The organism is Acidithrix sp. C25 (assembly GCF_904848545.2).
In genome coordinates this window covers 243,794-267,204 of sequence record NZ_CAJHCI020000004.1, presented here as the reverse complement: position 1 = coordinate 267,204, position 23,411 = coordinate 243,794, and the positions used below count along the sequence as shown (strand labels likewise).

The 23,411-nt window shown below is 46.9% G+C and carries 16 protein-coding genes and 1 pseudogene; 10 read left to right on the top strand and 7 right to left on the bottom strand.

Annotated features, from left to right (window positions below; all coding sequences use genetic code 11):
• The first annotated feature begins 38 nt into the window (after positions 1 to 38).
• On the top strand, positions 39 to 431 hold the full coding sequence (locus ACIDITHRIX25_RS000000103965; RefSeq protein WP_052605037.1) for an SCP2 sterol-binding domain-containing protein: 393 nt from the start codon (positions 39 to 41) through the stop codon (positions 429 to 431).
• Positions 432 to 1,459: 1,028 nt separating this feature from the next.
• On the opposite strand, the gene ACIDITHRIX25_RS000000103960 is transcribed toward ACIDITHRIX25_RS000000103965, so the two are convergent.
• The 4 genes from ACIDITHRIX25_RS000000103960 to ftsH all read right to left on the bottom strand — a co-directional run bounded on the left by ACIDITHRIX25_RS000000103960 (position 1,460) and on the right by ftsH (position 6,316).
• Entirely contained in the window at positions 1,460 to 1,651 is a 192-nt protein-coding gene (locus ACIDITHRIX25_RS000000103960) for a twin-arginine translocase TatA/TatE family subunit (protein ID WP_200891199.1), read from the bottom strand.
• 117 nt (positions 1,652 to 1,768) lie between these two features.
• Positions 1,769 to 2,641, bottom strand: coding sequence for a carbohydrate deacetylase (locus ACIDITHRIX25_RS000000103955; RefSeq protein WP_052605034.1), 873 nt, complete (start codon positions 2,639 to 2,641; stop codon positions 1,769 to 1,771).
• A gap of 85 nt (positions 2,642 to 2,726) precedes the next feature.
• Entirely contained in the window at positions 2,727 to 2,939 is a 213-nt protein-coding gene (locus ACIDITHRIX25_RS000000103950) for a hypothetical protein (protein ID WP_201733751.1), read from the bottom strand.
• 1,421 nt (positions 2,940 to 4,360) lie between these two features.
• On the bottom strand, positions 4,361 to 6,316 hold the full coding sequence (ftsH, locus tag ACIDITHRIX25_RS000000103945; protein WP_249685844.1) for an ATP-dependent zinc metalloprotease FtsH: 1,956 nt from the start codon (positions 6,314 to 6,316) through the stop codon (positions 4,361 to 4,363).
• A 242-nt stretch (positions 6,317 to 6,558) separates the two neighbouring features.
• Between ftsH and ACIDITHRIX25_RS000000103940 the strand changes: the two genes are divergently transcribed.
• The 9 genes from ACIDITHRIX25_RS000000103940 to hpf all read left to right on the top strand — a co-directional run bounded on the left by ACIDITHRIX25_RS000000103940 (position 6,559) and on the right by hpf (position 19,220).
• The gene (locus tag ACIDITHRIX25_RS000000103940; protein ID WP_152625904.1) at positions 6,559 to 7,311 is read left to right on the top strand and encodes a CPBP family intramembrane glutamic endopeptidase; all 753 of its coding nucleotides are present in this window, start codon (positions 6,559 to 6,561) and stop codon (positions 7,309 to 7,311) included.
• A 1,012-nt stretch (positions 7,312 to 8,323) separates the two neighbouring features.
• Positions 8,324 to 10,771, top strand: coding sequence for a putative glycosyltransferase family protein (locus tag ACIDITHRIX25_RS000000103935; RefSeq protein ID WP_201733750.1), 2,448 nt, complete (start codon positions 8,324 to 8,326; stop codon positions 10,769 to 10,771).
• Between the two features lie 227 nt (positions 10,772 to 10,998).
• Positions 10,999 to 12,378 (top strand): phosphohexomutase domain-containing protein, encoded by a 1,380-nt coding sequence (locus ACIDITHRIX25_RS000000103930; protein ID WP_213333507.1) that lies wholly within the window; start codon positions 10,999 to 11,001, stop codon positions 12,376 to 12,378.
• A gap of 1 nt (position 12,379) precedes the next feature.
• On the top strand, positions 12,380 to 12,604 hold the full coding sequence (locus tag ACIDITHRIX25_RS000000103925; RefSeq protein WP_201733749.1) for a Trm112 family protein: 225 nt from the start codon (positions 12,380 to 12,382) through the stop codon (positions 12,602 to 12,604).
• 199 nt (positions 12,605 to 12,803) lie between these two features.
• On the top strand, positions 12,804 to 13,859 hold the full coding sequence (locus tag ACIDITHRIX25_RS000000103920; protein WP_052605027.1) for an SIS domain-containing protein: 1,056 nt from the start codon (positions 12,804 to 12,806) through the stop codon (positions 13,857 to 13,859).
• A gap of 100 nt (positions 13,860 to 13,959) precedes the next feature.
• Positions 13,960 to 15,228 carry an adenosylhomocysteinase gene (gene ahcY / locus ACIDITHRIX25_RS000000103915; RefSeq protein ID WP_052605026.1) on the top strand — a complete coding sequence of 423 codons (1,269 nt, stop codon included), beginning with the start codon at positions 13,960 to 13,962 and terminating at the stop codon, positions 15,226 to 15,228.
• Positions 15,229 to 15,984: 756 nt separating this feature from the next.
• Complete coding sequence (locus ACIDITHRIX25_RS000000103910) at positions 15,985 to 16,722, top strand: class II glutamine amidotransferase (RefSeq protein ID WP_201733748.1); 738 nt, start codon at positions 15,985 to 15,987, stop codon at positions 16,720 to 16,722.
• A 512-nt stretch (positions 16,723 to 17,234) separates the two neighbouring features.
• Entirely contained in the window at positions 17,235 to 18,191 is a 957-nt protein-coding gene (locus ACIDITHRIX25_RS000000103905; RefSeq protein ID WP_201733747.1) for a pyridoxal-phosphate dependent enzyme, read from the top strand.
• Positions 18,192 to 18,653: 462 nt separating this feature from the next.
• Complete coding sequence (gene hpf / locus ACIDITHRIX25_RS000000103900) at positions 18,654 to 19,220, top strand: ribosome hibernation-promoting factor, HPF/YfiA family (RefSeq protein ID WP_052607203.1); 567 nt, start codon at positions 18,654 to 18,656, stop codon at positions 19,218 to 19,220.
• A 596-nt stretch (positions 19,221 to 19,816) separates the two neighbouring features.
• Here the strand turns inward: hpf and ACIDITHRIX25_RS000000103895 are convergent.
• The 3 genes and pseudogenes from ACIDITHRIX25_RS000000103895 to ACIDITHRIX25_RS000000103885 all read right to left on the bottom strand — a co-directional run bounded on the left by ACIDITHRIX25_RS000000103895 (position 19,817) and on the right by ACIDITHRIX25_RS000000103885 (position 22,220).
• Positions 19,817 to 20,083 carry a hypothetical protein gene (locus tag ACIDITHRIX25_RS000000103895; protein ID WP_201733746.1) on the bottom strand — a complete coding sequence of 89 codons (267 nt, stop codon included), beginning with the start codon at positions 20,081 to 20,083 and terminating at the stop codon, positions 19,817 to 19,819.
• A complete protein-coding gene (locus ACIDITHRIX25_RS000000103890) occupies positions 20,084 to 21,559 on the bottom strand; it encodes a zinc ribbon domain-containing protein (RefSeq protein ID WP_201733745.1) in 1,476 nt (491 codons plus the stop codon). It abuts the gene before it with no gap.
• 34 nt (positions 21,560 to 21,593) lie between these two features.
• A pseudogene (locus ACIDITHRIX25_RS000000103885) lies at positions 21,594 to 22,220 on the bottom strand (IS607 family transposase).
• Positions 22,221 to 23,411: the final 1,191 nt, after the last annotated feature.

Below are 23,411 nucleotides of genomic sequence, written 5' to 3'. Positions count from 1 at the left end.
TTTTGTTAATTTTTAGTATTGTAAGATGAGGTTATTGGGTGTCTAAATATTTATGGTTGAGCAAGGAATGGATAGACGAGAGCGCCAAGTTGGCCGAGGGTCAGCCAGAGCGTCAAGGTGCTACTGCTCGTATTCAGTATCGAATTGAGGGTGGTCCCGATGGCAATATTCTTTACTACTGGATCATTGAAAATGGTAAGCTCATCGAGAGTGACCTCGGAGAGCTCGACGGATCTGAGATTACCCTCGTCCAAAATTACGACGATGCAGTCAAAATTCAGAAGCTTCAGCTAGATGCCAACGCCGCTTTTATGCAGGGTAGGATGAAAGTAGAAGGCAACATTGGCAAGTTGATGTCACTCTTGCCAGTTACGAATTCTCCGGAATATCGTCAACTACAAAAAGATATCCTAGAGATTACGCAGTTCTAAGCTTTTGGGTCGGCCTGTTCGGCCAAAAAGACGGTGTGTCTTTGGCATTACTATTTTGAATCGGATTCAGCCCCTTGATGGGTTTTGTCGCAGAGATGTTAGGCAGCCTATATGGGTTGCCTAACTTTATTTTTGGTCATATTTGTTTTCATGCGGTTCGTCCATTAAGTAATAAACTCTTCCTGATGACTTGAATCAGGGAAGTTTGGCCATTAATTTTTGTTCTATCAAGTCCAACCCTATATATCTTTTAGAGGTGCTCTGGAGCGGGTCTGGCCTTGATCGTGGCCAAAGGAGATGGTGCCGGTGCTTATGCTACCTGCAGTGGATGCTGATTTTGCTGGTTGGTTCAAGACGCAAAGGCATTTTGCCTTTGAAGATGCCGATCGATGCAGAGTGCCGGTTTGGTTCTTGCCGCACCCAAAAAATTGTCTTACTATAGCTAACGCTTTAGAGCATGAGGCGAAATATAGGTTCTTGGGTTCCATGAACGTGCAAGTCGATTTCAGAGATGCCGAGTTTAGTGCTAACCGTGACGGTGGTAACTAGGCCTCCCTCGGCCTCAAGCTTCAGGACCCATAGCCAAATTTGACGATTGTAACCTCGCTTATAATTGTCATCTGTTGGTGTTTTGACTTGTGGATAATCATGTTAGATACGATTAATGCTTCGTACGACGTTGAGTGCATTTCTTGTTCGATAGCTCGATCAATAGAAAGATTGGCACCGTCATTGGTTGCTCGCCGCTACGGTCGAGAAGGAGATCGTAGATACTAGTAGCTTGATTGTCGTAAACTCCAAAGTGGAGCACAAACTCGATAGCGAATTTCTCAGGAGTGCTTTGCCTTACGATGGACGTTTGCATTCAACTGTTTTGGGCCGTGTTTCGCCACTGTTAGGTCCTGGGTCATTAGGTTCTATGAGTTTATGATCTATACGACCTTGGTCATAGCTAGGCGCGACCCTATCTTAAGATATGTACGAATACTATTTTTAGGGTTCAATTTAGAGTCGAACCCTAAAAATAATTAAGCTTGGTCCTTGGACTCAGTGGCTGATTTGCTCTGGTCGGACTCTTTTAGTCCTTTTTCGAATTCGCCTTTTGCTTGACCCAATGAACGGGCCATCTTGGGTAGCCTTGAGGCCCCGAAGATTACAACGATTACTAGCACTACAATTAGTGCGTCTTGTCCCAATAGCTCGGCTAGCAAGTTAACCATCCTTATGTTTGGGATCTCAGCTTATATAGAGATCGCCTTAGAAGCCATTTTAGCCCTTAATTGATGGTTGAATCTGCAATTGACTCAACACGGAGCTTAATATTCTCCCATCGTACACTATTTGATCGTTCGACGGAGGTCGGATTGAACTTTCTTGAGCTCTCGGTAGCCAATGGGCGTTATCTTGAAGTCGTTTATAATTTCCAAGGCAACTTTGGAGGTCAGAAAAGCTCTTGATGAATCGTAATGGCTAGATTGCGGGCCCATCAGCGCCTCGAGCTCGCTCCCTTGTGCCGAAGGTCGAAATGAAATCTCTGTAATTCCCGGAGTAAGAGCGGAAATTGCCTTTGTGAAAGTATCTATCCCAGGCTCTTGATAGTTGCCATCTTGGTCGAAGTTGCAGACCTGGTGCGTCGGGGAGACGATACCTTCGTCGGCTGCTAATGCGCCAGCGGGAAAGCCTAAGTGGATTGTCTCGCTTTCGAATGGAATTCGAAGTGGTAACTTAAATTCGATTGCGATATCTAATAGAACGTCGAAGAATTCCGGTCGAAGGATTAGTGCCTGTTCTTCTGATGCTAAATGAGAAGGGTCGAAGCCCATAAAAATGGCTCTTTCAATCTGCGCTCTACACTCACGCCTTACTTCGTCGGTGTCGGCATGTTCCCATAGTTCCACCCTTGAACTTGGAAATTCTCCCGAGCCATTGAGAAGAGTGGGGGACTGAGTTAGCGGTGTCATCGAGAAGATGGAGTGACTTGAGGTAAAGACCAGCGAGACCCCAATATCTTCTCCACGATAGAGGGAGGTTACCTCTTTTGACCATGGGGCACCAACGATTAACCGTGCCGTTGTGGCAATTCCTTCACGTAGAGACTCGAAGATTCCTTCGTTGAATGAGTGCGAGAAACCTAGGTAGTCACAAGAGAAGATTGAAAGCTTGGCTTCAGGGTTGAAGCCGAGGCGCTCTAGGAGCTCATCTGTTTCCATTGGCCGTTACTCCACATTCGCTACACCTTACCCTTTTACGTTAGTCGTGAACTCCTAGTCCTGGGTTAGGGTAGCTCCCTTATTCTCAGCGAACTCGAGCGCATCGCTCTTTGAATCCGCTCTTTGATTCATTATTGCTTTGAGAAATTAAAAGGCGCCGTGCTTGCTCGATCTGCCAAAGTCCTAGCTTACGTGTTCTTTCATCAAGCTTCCAGTCAGGGGCCAAATGGTCATATTCCTGCGCTATGGTTTTAGTCTTGGTATCGTTATCTTCAATAAGTAGAATCTGTCCTCTCATGGAAAGAATCATCTCATACCACTGTGACAGTTGCTACGAACAAATGTTCGATATACTTTTTCTAAGATCCTCGAAGCCTCGGTGAGTACGATGGCCGTTTCAAGTTATCGAGGCTCGCCCCTGGGATTGATTAGCACTGGGATCTACTGGTACTAGGTGCGTCTTTGCCATTGTATCTAACCTGTTGAGTTTGATCTCTTACTAAGGGGCAATCGAACAGTTCGTAAATCAGTTTTTTGGAATTCTTGTTTGACAGAGATTGCGGTTGGCTATGGTCTATGCGACAGTAGATGCGAACCGTGAATTTCAAAGGAGTTACGTTATGGGCTCACTTGTTCAATTGTCTAGGTGCACAGTGCTAACCCGTGGGTTGATTGTCTTGTGAACATGACATTTACTTAACCTTTGCAAATTGGACCAAATCCTATCGAGCCTAGGCAAGTTGTCTGTTGATCCTTGGAGTGAGATGGTAAAACCATAGGAAATCTCTTGCCCAAGAGCGTTCTGCTTGCTAAGCTCGCAGGTCCCCTCAGGGTTCTCGTATCCAATAGTGGTGTCATTGTTTAGCTTGTTGCCTGCCCATGTATTTTTAGGTGTCCAAGGTGGATTTACAGGTCAAAAGCCAGTGCTCTGTGGATATTGCCAAGATCTTATGATCTGTCCACAAAACGCTACCGCTAGTTATTGATCGTTGGGAAAGCTAGCCTAACTCAAGAGATCTATCTGGTGAAGGGATTTAAAGGCAGGAAATTATAAGGTTCAAATTTACACAAAAGGTGCGCGACCCTCGTTTTATTTGTAACGTCGAGGATCTGCGTGGTATAGGTGTTTAACGTTCCTAGTGGTGAGGGCCTCTATTGGTTAGTGACAGCTGCCGATGGAGCAGTGGTCCAAAATAGGGCGTGGGTTATAGCGAAAGCATTATTAGAGTCTGGGCGTAAAGTGTTATCTTTGCCTAACTCTAAGATTTTGTAACAATTTATCAAAGCGCTACTTTATCGATAGCTTCCAAGGACCTATGCCGTTCTGAGAGTTTCTATAGGACTATGGATTGAATCGGTGTGGTGGCTTTCACTTGTTTAGCTTTGACGCGGATGGAGGATCATTTCTTCTCGCAATGTGGTATTTGGATTACTTTCAATGGGCCTGTGTATTTGGAGGTGCGGAAACTTGGCATGTCAGCAATTGTCAATTGAAACTTGTCTTGCTCACGGAACTTCATGTGATGATTTTTATTTGGCTCGAGCAAAGCTCGCCTCGAGCCATTGGTCTTGACTTCAAATAGTGCGAATATAGACGAAAACCCCCACTTAGCAATTTCTAAGTGGGGGTTTCTTTAGTTAAATCCAGTGGCTCCAGATGGTAATAGAAGCTGCTCTATCGCCGTGTAAAACCTATGGTTATTTTTATTCAGCCATTAATTAAGTGGATTGCAGTCCATTGTTGTTTGAGTTTGTTGTTTGGTCGATTTCAGAGGTGTATGAGATTCGAGGAATCCACTTGTTCTTGTCGACGGCGTGGACCGGTCCACCGTTGGCTTCATCAACCAGCCGACCGACGTCTTCTCCGGCAACAGTTTCAATCTCTAAGAGAGACTTTGCCACCGCTTCGAGACCGGACCTGTGTTTTGAGAGCAGAACCATGGCTCGTTCTTCTTGGTCGCGAAGGATTTTTTCAACCTCTTCGTCGATGACTCGCGATGTCTGCTCCGAGTAGTCGCGTGTATGCATTAGATCTTCGCCAAGAAAAACCATCTCTTGACTTCCCCAAGCCATTGGTCCAACCTGGGCACTCATTCCCCATTCCCGAACCATTTTGCGCGCTAATTCGGTATTTCGAACTAGGTCGTTTGATGCACCGGTAGAAAGGTCGCCGTAGATTATCATCTCTGCGACCCGTCCGCCCATTCGAACTGCTAGAGAATCTTCAATATATTCTTTTGAGTTGATGTGCTTTTCCTCAAGTGGAAGCTGCTGTGTGACTCCAAGAGCCATTCCTGTTGGGATAATCGTGACTTTATGAACAGGGTCGGCATGTGGTAAGAGGTATGCGAGGACGGCATGACCTCCTTCATGAAAGGCAACTCTCTCTTTTTCTGCATCAGAAAGTACAACCGAATCTCTACGTTGACCCATGAGTACGCGATCTCTCGCCGCTTCGAAATCTTCCATATGGATCTGGTTGTCGCCGCGTCGAACGGCGTGTAGTGCCGCTTCGTTCACTAGGTTTGCTAGATCAGCTCCGCTCATACCGGGTGTACCGCGTGCGACTACTTCGAGGTCTACGTCATCAGCTATTCTCTTGCCGACGCAGTGAACAGCAAGGATTGGACGTCTTTCTTCCAAGTCTGGTAAAGGTACGACTATCTGTCGATCGAATCTTCCGGGGCGCAGTAGAGCTGAATCCAGTATGTCCGGTCGGTTTGTCGCTGCCATCATTACGATGCCCTCGGTCGTATCAAAACCGTCCATCTCAGAGAGCATCTGGTTTAATGTCTGCTCGCGTTCGTCGTGGCCGCCTCCAAGACCTGCGCCTCGCTTGCGTCCAATCGAATCGATCTCATCTATAAAGATGATCGCAGGGGCCTGCTTGCGAGCAGTCTGGAAGAGGTCTCGAACTCGCGATGCTCCGACTCCAACGAACATCTCCATAAAGTCTGAGCCTGTAACCGAAAGAAAAGGTACACCTGCTTCTCCTGCTACCGCTCGAGCTAAAAGGGTCTTACCCGTTCCAGGAGGGCCTACCAAGAGTATTCCCTTGGGTACGCGTGCTCCTATCTCTTTAAAACGAGAGGCATTCTTTAAAAAGTCAACAACCTCAGTGATCTCTTGTTTGACCCCGGTATAGCCAGCGACATCATCGAAGGTTGTCTTGGGTCTTTCAGAAGAGTAAACCTTTGCCCGTGAGCGTCCAATTGACATTATGCCGCTCATTTGCCCTTGAGCCCGTCGATTTAGAAATACGAAGAGAGCAATTAGTAATAGCACTGGTCCTAGCCAACTAATCAGAAGGCCAATAAGGCTAGATTGCGACGTGGCGAAGCTGAGCGATACTCCCTCGCCTCGAAGCGTCGTGAGGTCGTTGGGGACCGAGGGCGATGGTCCATAGACGCTAAAAGTTGTACCGTCTTTGAATTGCCCAGTAATTTTGCCGGTGGAGTTATCAATCAGCGCCGTTGCAACTTGCTTGGATCCTGCATCTTGTAGGAATGTGGAATACGACAGCGTGGTTGCGGGCGTTGTTTTGAATACGTTCAACGTAAGTACCAAGATTAGGATTACGGCGACGGAAACTCCAACGAGCCACTTCCATGTTTGCTCCTGGCCTCCGGGAACTTTCTTTAGAGGGTTTTGACCCTGTGGCCTCATATCAGGCATTTGTCTGCTCATTACTAACAATCTAGGCGAGTGAGAAAATTATATTGCCCTTGGATCTCGGCGAGCTATTAAAAAGGGGTGATTCAATGGCTTTTGTCCCCTGATTCCATTCTTTTTGTCATTATTTTTCATGTTTGACCTTTAGCATCTTGACCTTAGGGATTCAATTTTGGATCGCTTAGAACCCTCTGAAGGGCCACGAGACTAAAGGGCCAAAAGAGTTCTTGTTAGGATTTGATGGAATGCGCGAAGCCAGTAGTCAAGATAACGGCGAGTTTGTGATCGATGGTCTTTGGGGCGCCCTTGGGTTTTTAGCATTGGCCATCTTCTTGGCGAACCTGTTAGTTCTCATCTATATAGTTGCAACTCATGAAAAGACATCTTTAGCTGGCCTTTCGGTTGGGGATTTGATAACTAGCTCTATTGGAACCTGGAGCGGCTTTTTAGGTGGTGCCTATTTCGTTGCCAAGAGGCGTGGAACCGGATCGCTTAGAAGGGATTACGGTCTTAAATTCAATTTGAAGATCGACCTTCCCATTGGGATCTTGTCCGGGGTTTTATTGCAATTGGTTGTCATACCTTTGCTATACCTGCCGTTAGAGTCAGTGATTCCAAATTTGCAAAATCAGCTCTCCGGGCCGGCCAATCAAATCACTTCATCAGCTCATGGCCTCTCGATAGACACGATTGTTGTTGGACTGATAATTGTTGTCGGTGCTCCGTTTGCTGAGGAAATCTTTTTCCGCGGGCTACTTTTGGGTAGCATCGGCTATAAAACAAGGAAGATGACGGTTTTTGTTGGCAACTTGATTACGGTTGTCTCTTCTGCGATTATTTTCGCACTCGCACACGTGGAGCCTCTGCAAACCTTGGGATTGTTCGCCGTGGGAATAGTGCTAGCGGTCTACAGAATCAAGTTAAAGCGCTTAGGCGCGGGAATAGTGACCCATGCCTCTTTCAATTTGGTCACCTTCATCGCCTTGGTTCACCGTTGAATCCCGTTGGGGCTGCCTAACATGGCGATCTAGAGAAAATCTATGCGCTATTCTCAGATTGATTTCCACCTTATGATAGCCAACTTGATCGTCTCTATCTTTTAGCTTGTTTGAAAATTCATTCAAATTTGCAATAGGGCGTAGGCGGACTTCTTTGTCTTTTGAATTTTTTAGTTAATCGTTGAATTTTTTCTAAAGGTCTGATCACAAGGTGACGATTAATTTTGAAAGCTTTCAGGATCTGATCGCCCTACCGCCATAATGTTACCATTGGAGGCTCCTGTGCTCTGTGAAAACTGCCGTTTAGGCACAACCGTCGAAATCTCTCTCAACATCGGTGGCCATAATGTCACGCTGCGTTCTTGTTCGCATTGTGAAAAGAGAATCTGGAATGCTGATGGCGATAGTGTCGAGGTCTCTGAGGTCCTTACTTTGGCAACGGCACTTCGTCGATAGTTGGGTAATCGATTGACCTTCGGATGACTTCCAATCCCTAAATGATGGTAAGTCAAGGGATTCCCATTCGATAGTCGATCTTAATTAATGACTAAATAGCGACTTTTATCCTTTGGGCTAACTATGAATCGAGATCAAGAATGCGTTTTTGGTTAGGCAGAACTTCTGTTGATAATCTTGTGCCTAAGTCCACCATAGAGCTGCAGTGTTTAGTTTCCGACAAAGTTTTGGGGCGCAGGCATTGGCTTTACTTTAAAGCTCTGGTTATTGAGATGTCCTTTTATCGGTGGGCACTTTTGATAATCTGGTCGAATAGGGGTCAGACAAATGTCGCTAGATCAACGCCTTCGACTTCTAGGGTCGATCTTCATCTTCAGATCCAGCCGCCGGTCTTTAGTGTTGGGGTTAGAAATCCCTGAATAGGGCGTGACTTTGACGTCCTTGTCTCAATATTTGTGGCAAGCCGAACTAAGTTAACTTGAAGGATGTTTTTGGCGGACGCGATTCGCTTTATGTTGGGGCATCCTGAGAGTGAAGGGACATAGGGAGATTCGGCATGTTCGTTGAGACCGATTTGAACGCCGATGGTACTGACGGAACCGACGTTTCACCCCAGAACAGTGCTGAGCCGCCTTCGGAGGGAAGAAGTTCTTCATTCGAACGAATATTGACTTATTTCATAGTTGCTAGTACAGTCGTCTTTTTGATTTGGCAGTATCATCCAAGCCTTTTGTTCTCCAATACCACAACTACCGGTGGCGATACGGGAGCTCATTTTTCAGTTCCGTATTTTTACATCCATCACATTCTCAACCATTTTCGCCTTACCGGTTGGAGCTCTTCGTGGTATGCAGGATATCCACTTTATGTCTTTTATTTCCCCTTGCCAGGGATAATTACAGCCATTTTGAGTTTTATACTCCCCTACGGCGTTGCATTCAAATTGACTACAGCAATTGGCCCTCTCACCCTTCCGATTGCAATCTATTATTTTGCTCGCTCTATGAAGGTTGGCTATCTGCTGTCGGGGCTGACATCAATAATGGCTGTCGCCTACCTATTTGATCGATCATTCACAATCGATGGCGGAAATATCGCATCAACATTAGCTGGTGAGTATTCGTTTGCTATCTCTTTATCTCTGTGTTTTTTCGCCGTTGCCGTCTTGCTTGTTGATCCCGGTTCCACGAAGCGGAGAGTGGCTAGCGGAATCTTGCTTTCGGCGACCTTGCTGGCTCATATCATTCCAGCCGCTTTTGCTGTCGCAATCTTGATTTTTTTGGCAGTAATTAGGAGAAAGCGAAATTTAGTCTTAGGGGCAACCATTTCAATCTTGATAATGATCGGATTGTCGGCCATCTGGGAAATTCCGCTCATCGTGAACTATTCTTTTTCAACGTCAATGGGTTGGTCACGTATTACCACTTATGCCGTGAGCCTTTTCCCTTCAGAGTTGCGCGTCTACATTGCTCTGGCTGTAATTGGATTTGTCGCTTCTCTTTTTCTAAAGATTGAAATAGGTGGCCTCTTTGGGACTGTTGCGGTCACCTCTGCTATTGCTTTCGTCTTTTTCCCGCTAAAAGCCGTTTACAACGGACGTGTCCTTCCGTTTTATGTCCTAGCGATATATATCTTGGCGGCTATTGGCGTCTATGTCATTGTCGAGTTGTTAGCGGCATTATTTGGATGGCGCAAAACCATCTTTCTCCAGCTTCTTCCGGGAGTTCGTTCTTCGATTGGAAGTTCGATAGGGTTGCAGATCCCCACGGCTGCTCGCTATGGGGCCCCCACTGGATCCCAGGATAGCTCCGGCGGTATTTTGTCGGACTATATAGCTCCGGCTCAGAGCATGGCAAGGGCGACTGCTAAAGCTCAAGTAGCCTCAATTCGAAGAGCGCTGTATGTACTTTCGTCGGTATCAATTTTGGCTGTGGTTTTACTCCAACTTGTGGGAAGTCCCCCCTGGTTTCCGATCAAAGTGACCCCTAGCTTTGTTCCGAGCTGGATCAAATGGAACTACACGGGATACGAAGCAAAGGTTGGTTTTAGCGAATATAGAGCATTGATGCTCGAGATGAAGAGCGTCGGTGCTAAGTATGGTTGCGGGCGCGCTATGTGGGAATATAATTCGAACCAAAACGATTTCGGTACTCCAATGGCTCTAATGCTCTTGCCTTATTGGACGAATAATTGTATTGATTCGATGGAGGGCCTATTTTTTGAATCTTCGGCAACGACTCCCTATCACTTTCTAAATCAGTCTGAACTTTCCGCTGCACCTTCGGAGGCGATGGCAGGTCTACCATATTCTGGTATAAATGTTGGCCTTGGAGTGCAGCACCTCCAGTTGCTAGGCGTGCGATACTATATGGCGTTTTCGCCGGCCCTGAAGATAGCGGCCAATGAAAATCCGAATTTGAAACTAATCGCCACACTCCCTGCGATAAGCCCTACCTCTACGACGCCTGTTCTCACTGAGACCTGGAACATCTATGAGGTGAGTCACTCCCAGATTGTCACTCCGCTCACGCAGGCTCCAGTGGTTATGACAGGAGTCACAAATGCGCAGAGTTCTTGGCTACCCCCAGCTTTATTGTATTACCAAAATCCAAGTGAATATTCTGTTGTGAGACTTGCCAGCGGCCCAGCTGGTCTTTTGCGAGTACCTGCCAACAAGACCGTCACCAAGACTTCGCCGCTACCGTCAGTAGTGGTTTCCAACTTAAAAGTGACCAACTCCACGGTTTCCTTTAATGTAAGTAGAACTGGCGTGCCTGTAATTATCAAGGAATCTTATTTTCCTAATTTTAAGGTTTCCGGGGGACTAGGGCCATATAGGGCTGCTCCCAATGAAATGGTCGTCTATCCAACTTCATCTCATGTCACAGTCTCTTACCAAAACAGTGCCGCTGATAATCTCGGAACGATTATATCTTTGATTACCCTAGTGCTGGCTCTTATTGCTGTTGAGCGTAAAAGGATCCTTGCAATCTTTCGCTCATAGTTCGGCTGTTTACCTCCTTTAATTTAATGTTGATATAAAGTTCATCTCAAAGTCATGAATTTTACTATTACGAATAATGGCACCCCCGTTACGAATTTGCATGCTGGTTATCGCTCATAAACGGAGATTATCAACTAGATTCATACTTTCGTGTGTCCACAAATTCATAATGTGGAATGGATCGCAAGTCTTTTTGACTGCGTTTTTTTAGCTAGCGAGGTTTTCTGGTGGATTCGCTTGACAAGATTTTTAAAGCGTACGATGTTCGCGGGTTGGCTCCTGAAGAGTTGACTCCTGAGGTGGCAGAGGCCATCGGTTACGCATTTGGTCAATTTGCTGCATCTGAGCGAATCGTAGTGGGACGAGATATGCGTCCAAGTGGTATTGCTCTAAGCGAGTCATTTATTAGCGGTGCTAATCGAGCTGGCGTTGGTGTGGATGAGATTGGTCTTTGCTCTACGGATATGCTTTATTTTGCTTCTGGTCGACTGAATGAGCCCGGAGTTACCTTTACGGCATCGCATAATCCAGCAGCCTACAACGGGATAAAGATGTGTTTAGCTGGGGCTAAGCCAGTTGGGGAAGCTACAGGCCTTGGCGAAATAAAAGAGAATGCTCGAAGATATTTGAATGGAGAGTTCAAAGAGGTCGCCGACTCAGGTGTCAACGCCTCGATCAATAACAAAGTTGATCTTTTGGAGGAATTTAGCAATCACATTCGTTCGTTCGTTGACGTTAGCAAGCTAGCTCCTCTGCGCATCGTGGCTGATACCGCAAATGGTATGGGTGGCTATGTCGTGCCTTCGGTATTTGGTTCACTACCATTCGACTTGACGATTCTCTACGGTGAATTAGACGGTAACTTTCCAAATCATCCGGCAGACCCAATACAGCCCGAGAACATCGCTGACTTGAAGAATGCGGTTGTCTCTTTGAACGCAGATGTTGGCCTGGCTTTTGATGGTGATGCGGATCGTGTCTTTTTGGTCGATAATAATGCCGCCCCGTTATCTGGCTCACTGACCACTGCCTTGGTTGCAAAGGCGATGCTCGAGAGGTCGCCGGGTTCGACCGTCTTGTACAATCTGATCTGTTCAAAGGCTGTACCGGAAGTGATTATTGAATCAGGTGGAGTCCCGGTTATGACTCGAGTAGGCCACTCCTTTATTAAGGATGTAATGGCTGAGACGGGAGCTGTCTTTGGTGGCGAACACTCTGGCCACTATTATTTTCGGGATAACTATCGAGCTGATTCTGGAATGATTGCGGCTTTGATTATCTTGGAGCAGATCTCTATATCTCAGACGCCGCTATCTGAGCTTCGAAAGCCATTTGAGCGATATTGTGACTCTGGTGAGGTAAATACACGGGTAAGCGATGCCCATGCGGTTATTGCTTTTATCAAAAACGCCTATGATAAGCGTGCTCGTGCCACTGAGATAGACGGCTTGACACTTGATTTTGGCGATTGGTGGTTTAACGTGCGACCATCTAATACCGAACCGCTATTGCGGTTGAATCTTGAGGCGCGAACTCAAGAAGAGGTTGCTTCAAAGTTAGCGGAAGTCTTGGCGGTAATTTCCAAGGCTGATTCAGTGAGGAGTTGAGATGAGTATCTCACAGACGTTGGTATCTCTGGTTGTTTGCCCGGTCGACAAAGGTGAGCTTTGGTATATCGAGAGTGAAAATATTCTCTACAACCCAAGGTCGCAACGCAAATTTAGGATAGAAAGCGATATCCCGATTTTGCTGGTCGATGAATCTGAGATAGTTGATGATAAAGAAGCCGCTCGCCTTGGATCACTTGATCATGTAGTCACCGGTAAAGGCTGAAATCTCCCATTGGGACTTTATATGCGAGTCTTGGAGCCCATTCCCAGGGCGATTGATCGAATTTTTTCAGTTCAATCTCCATGGGCTTTTTGTTTATCCAATTTTGAGATAAATTTGTCTCGCGTCGAATTAGTTTTTGACGCAGCAGCTTTAGAGTGTGTCTTAATTTAAGAGAATTTATGAAAGTGAGCGCTGATCGATGAGCACAGAATGGCCTTATAAGGTTGCCGACTCATTGTCGATGTGGGACGTGACCTCATCACTGCCCGAACAAGTTAGCGCTGCGGCTGCAAGAGTGGCCGAAATTTCGAACCTTCCCGACAAGTCCAAAGTCGAGAATATTGTAGTCTTTGGAATGGGCGGAAGCGGAATCGCAGGCGATGTACTAGTCGCGGCTGCTGGGCCCGTTCTTCCAGTGCCAGCTTCCGTCGTGAAGTCTTATACCACCCCGGCATACATTTCTCCTAGCACTTTGGTCTTTGCAATGTCTTTTTCCGGAGAGACGGAGGAGACTCAAGAAGCAGTGGGTATGGCTGTTGAGATGGGCGCACAAGTCGTAGTTGTTTCGACCGGCGGGGAGCTGGCAGATCTGGCAATGGATACCAACTCCACCTATATCTCTGTTCCTGATTCGATACCTCAACCACGAGCTGCTCTTGGTGCTCTGTCGATTCCACCATTGGCGGTTTTAGATGCGATTGGTCTCTTCCCCGGCGGAAGTTATTGGATTGATCAGACAATCTCCCAACTCTCTCGTCGAAGAGATCAATTGATAGGTAGGAAGTCTCTGGCTGAAGAGATTGCGGAGAGACTCACCTCTAAGCTGACTCTCTTGCACTCTTCTGGATCGGTTGGGTCGGCTGCATCAACACGCTGGCGCGCGCAGATCAATGAAAATGCCAAGGCAATGGCTTTCAGTTCGTTATACCCAGAAAATTGCCACAATGAGTTAGCCGGGTGGGAATCCCTTAGGCCTATGACGAAATCAGATTTGGTAGTCGTTCGGTTGCGCCACGATAACGAGCATCCGCAGGTTTCGAGGCGCTATGAAATCACCAGCGAATTTATCGATCCCAACGTATCTGATTCGTTTGAAGTAAACGCCCAAGGTGAGGGTGAATTGGCTCAATTTTTTGACTTGGCCATTATAGGAGATTTTGTCTCGCTTCACCTAGCGGGTGCCTACGGAGTCGATCCAGGCCCCATAGCAGTGCTCAACGAGCTAAAAGAAAGGCTCAAGGACCCCAGACTCTAGTATAAGGGGTCGATCTTTGTATCTTTATAAGGTTCTTGTCTTTGAGATTTTGATATAGCATTGTCGTTCTAAATAGATGTTTTTGTAGAAAGTGAATCCAGTGAATTTTGATATATCCGACATTAAGCTTGCCGATGCAGGAAAGCAGCGGATCAATTGGGCCGACTCGGAGATGCCTGTTTTGGCATCCATCAGAGAGCGTTTTGCCAAAGAGCAACCGTTTTCTGGCCAAACGGTTGCAGCATGTATGCACATTACAACCGAGACGGCAAATCTTCTTCGAGCTCTAAAAGCGGGTGGTGCAAAGGTCGTAGCATGTGCATCGAATCCACTTTCCACCCAGGATGACGTGGCAGCAAGCCTGGTAAAGCATGATGAGATCTCTATTTTTGCGATCCGCGGCGAAAGTCAAGAAGTCTATGTCTCTCATATCGATTCTGTCTTGGATGAGGTGCCTACAATCACAATGGACGATGGTTGCGATCTTGTGACTCGTCTGCATACCGTTCGAAAAACGAATATTTCACAGGTTATCGGTGGAACGGAAGAGACGACAACGGGTGTGATTCGCCTTCGAGCTATGGAAGTTGATGGAGCACTTGAATTTCCGATAGTTGCCGTGAATGATGCGGATACAAAGCACATGTTTGACAATCGATACGGTACAGGCCAGTCCACACTGGATGGTGTTATTAGGGCGACAAACGTTTTGTTAGCAGGCCAGGTCGTTGTCGTTGCGGGTTATGGTTATTGCGGTAAGGGTGTGGCATCCAGAGCACGAGGCATGGGCGCTCAAGTTGTGGTAACGGAGATCGATCCTATCAAGGCACTAGAAGCCGTAATGGATGGCTTTAGGGTAGAGCCGATGGCTATCGCGGCAAAAGAGGGCGATATCTTTATAACAGTTACAGGCAACAGAGACGTTATAGTTGAGGATCATTTTAGGGTAATGAAAGATGGGGCCATCTTGGCCAATTCTGGCCACTTTGATATTGAGATCGACCTAAAGGCGCTAGAGCGTTTGGCTAGTGGCGAGAGACGTCGCATGGTTAGGCCGATGGTTGAGGAGTTTTTGATCGATGGGGACTCTGGTCCGATAAAGATTCGGGTTCTCGCTGAAGGACGCCTCGTCAACTTGGGAGCAGCAGAGGGCCATCCTGCTGCAGTGATGGATATGAGCTTTGCTAATCAAGCCCTGGCTGCTGAGTGGGTTGTGAAAAACTCACAGACGCTTAAGTCTAAGGTTTACGATGTTCCTCGTGAGATAGACGATGAAGTTGCAAAGCTAAAGCTGGCTTCGATGGGAATTAGCATCGATATCCTGACCGATATTCAGCAGGAATACCTCACTTCGTGGAATCATGCATAATATCATCTAATAGAGTTGTGGCCGGCTAGGTCTGTGGTTGAAAGTCGATGCCAGTCGTAGGCGAAACGATCCACGTAAGCCAACTATTGGTTGGTGATCATGGTGCGGCTTAGGAGTAAGTCCCAGCTTCGTTTGATCCACAGGGGATCTTCGTTAGTCAAAGTTGGTGATCATTCTTTTGATTGATCACCTAGGGCAAGTGTGGGGTCAAAGACCAGGTCAGCTAGTCGGTTACACTCTGAAAGGGTTTGGCCTTTTATATGTTTCCCGATTTGTCATAACTCGAATTTGTGCAGTGACTTGCCAGTGAAATTTGCAACTATTGCAGCTAAAAGAGTAGAGATCGTTTACGCGTTCGACCCTTTTATAAAAGAGCTCTACTTGGCCATAGGATTTTTTGAAATATTTTGAAATCGGTCACCAACTAGGTAAAGGTAGTTGGGCGATTCCGATGAATTTTATCTTCGACTACTACGGTTGAAGATCTACAGCGATTGAGACCGTGGTATTTTACACAGCAACTTGTTTGTCGCGATTTGAAAGGTCCAGCCATTTGGGGTCTTGTAATTCGGTCCAGGTTCCTCGGCTATTTTCCTTGGGTATATTCTATATGTCGTCGAAGATTTCCTAAATTCTCTTGCTAATCAGATTGCTAAACGATATAGATGAGCGAGATTGATTTGACTGTCAAAGACTAAAAGAAGAAGTGCGCAGGGTTATTCTTTTTATTGATCTCTGGAAAGATGGGTTGAACTAATGTGCCGACTTCTTGGATTTGTATGCGAGAGTCCTACACCGATAGGCAAACTTGCTGGGGTAGGGTTCGAGGATTTTGAGAAGCTGTCTTTTCTGCAACATGGCGACGGTTGGGGGATAGCCCAGTTTTTTAATAACGAATTGACCTTTGTGAAGTCGCCGAATTCAGCATTTCGCGATGATGAATTTTTTTCAATGACACGTCATTCGAAAGCAGATATTGGAATCGTGCATTTGAGATGGGCGACGCTAGATCTAGAGATTTCGCCTTCAAACAGCCATCCATTCATCGATGGCAAGGTGGCATTTTGTCATAATGGATCAATTTTTGAATCTGAGAAGATAAAAGATTGGATCGATAGTGATCAGATGAATTTGATCGAAGGAGCTACAGACAGCGAACTCTTTTTTCGATTGATTATGACCTATGCCAAGGCGTTCCCACTAGAACAGGCAATCTGTCGTGCTGCCGAAGGAATCTCTCAATCTTTGTCGTATTCCAGTTTGAATTCGATGTTAGTCACACCAGATTTTCTTTACGTACTCTCGTATTACGATACAAGCCAAATTATGAATGATCTCCCGGACGATTACTATCAGCTTTCCTACCAGGTTTTGCAAGATGCGCTAGTGGTGGCTTCGAGTGGTTGGGTTAGAGAGAACGCCAAGGCGATTGACAATCGTAGATTGATGATTGTCGAGCGTAGCACCATGGCCTTTAGATCTATTCCTCTTTAGGAATTTGCTTTACACGACGCGGTTTATTGGCTAGGTTATTTTTATAATTGAGCCTGTTTTGTCAAAGAGTAATGGGTGTATTTTATTTGATTGACCTTTGTAGCATGATCGATCCGTGATCTTTTTCTTTTGAACTCCCCAGATAGCTCTTTGACGCTATGCAAGGTGATAACTGCGGAGTTGCCTATGACTTAGCGGGTTGGTGGTGCACCCTTTTGTTGTGGGCACGACTTTAAATCTTCTCTAGCTTTGAGGTATGGATCCGTCATTTTTTTCTACTCGCGCTAACAAAGATAAGTCGTGTAGTTAAGATTTTGAAGTTTTGTTAGCCATTGAGATGTAGGTGTTTAGAGTTGCTTTCTTATTCTTGTAGAGACTGTGCCAAGAGCTATGACATTTCAACCTAGGCCTGGCGTTGTGAGTGTGGCGGATTATTCGATCTGAGAAAGAGCGATGTTGGCCGAGGAATTTTTAGGGATGCAAACGATTGGTCTTTGTGGCGATATGATTTTTTGTCTCCCTATACGTCCAGCGCGTCGCTTGGCGCTGCAATAACTCTCGGTGAAGGCATGACGCCGATTATCAAGGAATCCGTAGGATCGGTTTTGAAGCTTGATTATTTGATGCCAACCTTGTCCTTTAAGGATCGGGGTTCTACGGTGCTTGTGAGCCATGCTAAGGCCATCAATGTTCATCGTGCGGCCGCAGATAGCAGTGGTAATGCCGGAGTCTCACTAGCCGCCTACTGTGCAGTGGCAGGTATCGAGTTGGACATATTCCTTCCAGAGGGAACCACAAAGCGTAAAATAAAGCAATTGGATGCTTTTGGGGCGAAAGTTCATGTAATTCAGGGTGATCGCTCGGCGGCATCAGAAGCCGCTATCGACCACGTGGAGAGCCATAAGATCTTTTATGCAAGCCACATCTACAATCCACTTTTTTTCCACGGAACCAAGACCTATCTCTATGAATTGTTCGAACAGCTTGGGGGAAGACTCTGCGAGAATATCTTTATCCCCCTAGGCAATGGCACCTTGCTACTTGGGGTTTCGTTAGGACTTCGTGAGCTAAGGTCCCTAGGTTTGATCGATAGCTCCCCTAGAATCATTGCAGTACAGGCATCAGAGTGTTCGCCAATTGCCAAAAAGTGGAGGGAAGAAAGCTTGACAGAGTCGTCATCTTATCTTTGCGGGGAGAGCGCTGGCTCAAGCATTGCCAGTGGAATTGCGATTACCAATCCGCCTCGTATCGACCAAATAGTGACTGCTGTCATAGAAAGCGGCGGATCTTTCGTGACAGTTGATAATAGCGAGATTCAAGAAGCTAGAGCGGCTCTTGGTAGACGTGGAATAGACGTTGAACCTACAGGTGCAGTGGCATATGCGGGTTCGATTAAATATTTTTCTGTGACTCCAATTGAAGGTGGGGCAGCCATCGCATTGACCGGTGCTGGTTTGAAATCCGATTGAATAGAGTGCTTTGGGAACCTTCCAATAGCTACACCGGATAACAGTTACTCCTTATGATTTGTTTGATCCTTTTAACCTGGTTCGTTGAATGAATGTGTTGTGCTCTATAAAGATTGCGATTTGATTGTCTGATCTCAGTCTTTATAGAGAACCTCATCTCTCACCGCCATAGACCCGCCATAGCGCCATAGACATAGAGGGGCCTTAGCCAACTTGACTCGAGCGCAAAAGCGATGGAGCGATTAGCTCATGATATATCCCATGGTGAGCCAGAATTATTGGCCAGTCGGCCTACTGGTTCTCTCTCTATGGTTTTCGAACAACACAATAAAATATTGTTGTTGGAAAATTATTTGCCATTTGTTTACTTTTGACCTAAGTTGAGAATATTGGCATTTATACATTGGAGTGTTCTTCACTTCTTGACGATGAAACTGTTGAGTGCCAATTAAAGGAGGAAAGTTGGAGACTTCATTTCGAACCAAGAACGCTTTACTTAGTGAGACGGATCGCGATCTCATAGAACAAAAGCTTGATCATCTAAGTCACCTTGCAGACGGTGCAAGTCGAGTAGAGGTAAGTTTCTATGAAGAGAAAAATCCGAGAATAGCTGAGCGAGATATTTGCGAAGTCACGATGCACACAAGGTGGGCAGTAATACGTGCTAAAGGTTCAGGAACTGGACTTATGGAAGCCGCCGACAAAGTGGTTGAAAAACTAGAACATCGAATTGAGAAACTCAAAGGCAAGACCATTGTAAGATCTCATCCTCACCACCGAGCAATCAAGAGCACTGGAGTTGTATTCGATGGTGACGGCGAAGAGGAGATAGCGCTTTTAGGGGGTGCTCGAATCGTCAAAGAGAAGTCGTTTAGCATTCCTCCAATGCGACCAGAAGATGCAGCACTTCAAATGCAGCTGCTCTCGCACGACTTTTATTTCTTTACCAATGACGAGACTGGCCGACCCGCTATCGTCTATCAGCGCGAAGATGGCCATGTCGGTTTGATAGATGCTAAAGGCTCCTGATGTGATGATTGGCCGTTGATACCTCTAAATAGGCATTGAGCTCTTTAGGGAGGGGAACCTGTTGCAAGAATAGCGCCCCAGTTATTGTCGGCTAAGCGTTGCGTCGGAAACCATTATTTGGCGAGAGTCGCTTTAGGATTACAGGGTCATTTCGGTATGATTTTCATGATTAATTCGAACTCGGTGATTTTGATCCAACTTTGATTCTTGTGATTTTTGACGGGAGATGAATACATTGCCAGTGAAGTCTGGTCGTGGTTCATCTCCTTATCTTTTGGAGTCAGGAGATATTCACTAAAACCTAACGCTTTGCCAACTTTTTGACGGAATTAGGTTTCACCACCTCAAAATCCCAACGCGGTGATCCTCCTGACTTTTGTAGTAGCGGTCCGCTGAGGAGGATGCAGAATCTCCATAGAATGCCTCTGATCCACAAGTTGGGGCAATGCCTGAAGGCTTTCGTGGCCAACTACGACCCATCACATTTTTTGTATTGTTTTACCGGTTGAGCTTTGAGGTGAAGTCGAAATGGTTTGGAGATCGGATTTAGCGATTTGACCTCAATTGAACTGATGGTGGATAAAGGCGAGGAATCTTTAAGTTTGGAAATCTATCGAGATGCCATTACCGGATGATTTTGCATGTATTGAAACCTCCGCTCCGAAATACATATACATTAATATGCACCTCTTTTGTTTTCGCTCTCCAGACGCCTTTGCGTGTTCTGCCCCATCCACGGGGACAGAACTAGGGCGAGTCGGTGGTTGCACACCTCCCACGTCCAACTCGCGTTGTCGTGGTATCCTTGGAGTCCTGCCGTGAGCGCTAGCCTTGGCATCTTCGAGGATGTTCCGGCTTTCCATTTAGCGTAGGAACCTCGCGTCAAGAATCTTTCTCACTTCCGTGTAGGGAGTGAACCGGTCGATCTGGTGATCTTGGATCCTTGATTTGATGTTCATGGAGGCTACGTGATCTGCATCGCCCTGCCAATTGCAATCCCAATAAGGGTTACGACAGTGAAACACATCCCCGCTTCGGTTGTCGAAAGAGACATACCCACACGTTGGATTAGGAGATGTTTGGCTGGTGTAGGCCGCGTTGACCGTTTTAATGCCGGAACCTCCGACATGCGCATGTACCATAATGCGTTCTTGGTTCTCGTCCCTTGCCCACGATGAGCAGAGTCGAGATATCTTCTTAGACTTAGCCTTACCCCCTAGGTGAGACAGATCTTCGGTGATGATTTCTTTTGGCCGTTGTGATGGATGTTGGGGAGCTCGTCCATTAGCTCTGGTGCGATTGCCCTCTCCGTAGACCACTTCTTTGATTGCAGCGCCCGAAATTGTCTGTAGTTGTGCCTTTGCACGCCTGAGTCGAGCTTTTTGTTTCTTGGTCCCTAGGTTATTTCGTGAGATGTGCTTGGTTCTTCTGGAGCCAGCATCTCTCTTTGATAGAGCGTGAAGTTTGTTCCTTGCCTTGGCGGTCTTATGCCTGCGCTTAGTCATGGAACTAAGCGCTCGGCCATACTCGTCGCCATGATGAACTCCCGAGTCATCAGTGCAGACCTCGGTGATTCCCCAGTCGAGCGATACAGCGGGGCCGGTGGCCTTGGCTAGAGCTGCAACGTCGTAGCTAACGTGAATGAAGGCCCGCTTGTTCTCTTCATCAAGTACGACCCTGACATTCCCCGACACACGAGAAATGCCAGACAGGGGTAGCGAGATGCGTTTGTTGCGAGTTGAGCTGACAACTTTGACATAGCGTCTGGTCTTGCCTTTAGCTGTGTCGTTGTCGACCACTGAATACAAGGTAGAGTCCAAAGACATAGAGTGAGACTTGATAACGGTTGGCCAGCTACCATCGAGTGCATCTCGAATGACGCGATGTAAGTACGAGGCTATCTTTGCACCCGTTTCGGGGGAGGTAGTCACAGTGGAGATCTCTGGCACGCCGCCACCCATGATTTGGCCAATAGCCGAGTATCTCGTTAGACAAGCATAGGCATAATGCCTCTCATCTTCGTCTGTGAAGCGTCTCCACACCCTTGCCTTGACGTTAGCTCTTACAAAGCAGGACTCGATGTGGCGAATACAGGTATCCACGGCGTCAAAGGCAGCTTGGTCTACCAAATGGACGTTGATGCCCTCTGGGTATAAGCCCTGTGCCTTTGCATAGTCACGAAAGCTTTTGCTTCTATCAAGCAGCCTCCATAGGCTAGTCTGGCGCAGATGAGCTACAAAGACGCGCTTTGCGTCGCTATAGTGCCCAATCACAGAGCGCGTCTCGTCATACTTGTTCTTGTTCAGTGGCAACGTGGCTAGACGTACCGTGCGCTTCATAATGCTAACCATAGAGTGAGGCTCGGAGATCGGATCATGGAGTTACCTCTTTGGCCACCTCTTGAAGCCGTTCCATAACCTTTTTGTTTTTATGGTTACGCGATCCATATAGCCAGCCCGAGAAGACGGTTACGATTTCAATGACATCGTTTGTCAGATCTTCTTCAAAGGTTGAATCCTCGCTAGCGTTGATAATGATTACTTCGACTCCAAAATGCTCACAAAGAGACAAAACAAGCTCTGACCCAAAACGAAGCAGTCTGTCCTTGTGACTGAGCACCAGCCGCCCAACCTCGCCGGAGCAAATCCAAGAGATAAGCACTTTTAGTCCACGCTTATGGTAGTTGAGTCCTGACCCTACATCGGAGATGACCTCATAGCTCCACCCGTTTGCGGCGCAATAGCTCTCTAGGAGAGCCACCTGGCGAACCAAGTCGTCTTTTTGAGCGTTGGTTGACACGCGGGCATAGGCGATGGTAGCTCTGGTGGATGGAGCTTTATGAGGAACAATAGCACGAAGCTTAGATAGGTCATAACGCCTTCTGCCTCCTTGTGTGCGTATAGGAGGATCGATACGTCCTTCTGCTTGTCATCTCCGTAGCGTCATGGGGTGTACCCCAAGCTCCTGTGCTGGCACCCCAATAGGCACTAACCTCGTCATATAGGCATTATAGTAAACTTCGTTTAAGAGTGCTCAGCTGGAGAGTAGCAGTAGCGAGCCCCACGGATAAATCGCGGGATTCCTGGCTCAGGCAGCCTGAGTACCCAGCGGACACCCAAGGTCTTATGTCATCAACACCAGCCGGGTTGAAACCAGCCCGGACGACCATCACAGCCGCAGGATTCTTGTCCCTTGAAGTGACCAACCCGCAGACGTCGTAGGAATAGGTTCTTTGGGACATTGGCAGGTAAGTAAGTGCATGGTTCTCGAACCGTACCTGGAGCAATCCATCATCGTCCATCTTGGTTCGACGGGTTGAAGATCTCGACAGTCTTTCTTAGTCATAAACACAAGTACACTCTTAGCCGAGCCTATGGCAGCATCCGCTGCCTTCTCAGCCATGGTTGTCTTAGCGAGGAATTTCGCTTTGATGTCTTCCAAGCCAAGTCGGTCTTGATCCATCACAACCGACTAGGCGCAGTTGCGTGAGTCATCTTGTTGTTGTCGAGTAGCGCTGCGATAAGTCTTGGCGGCATCCCTCGTGGCCTGTCGGTAGTCGTTAAAAGCTTGTTGTCCTCGGCCGGGTTTGCGTTGAGTCATCTGGCGTTGATAGCGAGTGAGACGGACTTAGGCTGATTTGCCTCTTTCAGGGCGGGAAAAGTCGTAGGTGTCGTCGGTTGTGGTGGCTATCTCCTTCACTCCCTAGTCAATCCCGATGACCGCTCCGTTCTTGGGGAGTGGCTCGCGTTTCACCGAGACAACGAAGCTCGTCCACCAATCACCGATTGCGTCTTGAAAAGATCCGTACCGAAGACGGCTCAGATGACAAGGGATACGATCAAACTGGGTGGACATTAATACCGCTAGCTAGCTAGAGTCGCCAAGAAACTCTTTTCTTGTGACACATCTTTGTTGTTTATCTGGTGGTCGGGTTTGTTCTACTCAATTTGTTCTGCTCAAGGAGGAAGAATCCACTTTTTATATAGTTGAGCGATGTGAGGAAGTGGTGACGAGACTTGAACTTGGGCATTCCCCGGCGTTGTTTGATCGGTAGAGGATCCTAGATGTCTCTGAGTGCCTTTGACCTAGCACTTGCTAAGCCTCAGATGGTCTGTTGTTGTGTAACCGAGGAAGTATTTGCCAGCCACTCATTATCGTTAGGCCACTGGGTGAGGTCGTTAGCTAATTTAG

Bases quoted from the DNA above. Each gene is read 5' to 3' on its own strand.
- ACIDITHRIX25_RS000000103960 (WP_200891199.1), bottom strand. From the start codon at position 1,651: ATGGTTAACTTGCTAGCCGAGCTATTGGGACAAGACGCACTAATTGTA.
- ACIDITHRIX25_RS000000103895 (WP_201733746.1), bottom strand. From the start codon at position 20,083: ATGGAAAGCCGGAACATCCTCGAAGATGCCAAGGCTAGCGCTCACGGC.
- ftsH (WP_249685844.1), bottom strand. From the start codon at position 6,316: ATGCCTGATATGAGGCCACAGGGTCAAAACCCTCTAAAGAAAGTTCCC.
- ACIDITHRIX25_RS000000103950 (WP_201733751.1), bottom strand. From the start codon at position 2,939: ATGAGAGGACAGATTCTACTTATTGAAGATAACGATACCAAGACTAAA.
- ACIDITHRIX25_RS000000103890 (WP_201733745.1), bottom strand. From the start codon at position 21,559: ATGAAGCGCACGGTACGTCTAGCCACGTTGCCACTGAACAAGAACAAG.
- ACIDITHRIX25_RS000000103910 (WP_201733748.1), top strand. From the start codon at position 15,985: ATGTGCCGACTTCTTGGATTTGTATGCGAGAGTCCTACACCGATAGGC.
- ACIDITHRIX25_RS000000103935 (WP_201733750.1), top strand. From the start codon at position 8,324: ATGTTCGTTGAGACCGATTTGAACGCCGATGGTACTGACGGAACCGAC.
- ACIDITHRIX25_RS000000103920 (WP_052605027.1), top strand. From the start codon at position 12,804: ATGAGCACAGAATGGCCTTATAAGGTTGCCGACTCATTGTCGATGTGG.
- ACIDITHRIX25_RS000000103955 (WP_052605034.1), bottom strand. From the start codon at position 2,641: ATGGAAACAGATGAGCTCCTAGAGCGCCTCGGCTTCAACCCTGAAGCC.
- ACIDITHRIX25_RS000000103940 (WP_152625904.1), top strand. From the start codon at position 6,559: ATGCGCGAAGCCAGTAGTCAAGATAACGGCGAGTTTGTGATCGATGGT.
- ACIDITHRIX25_RS000000103925 (WP_201733749.1), top strand. From the start codon at position 12,380: ATGAGTATCTCACAGACGTTGGTATCTCTGGTTGTTTGCCCGGTCGAC.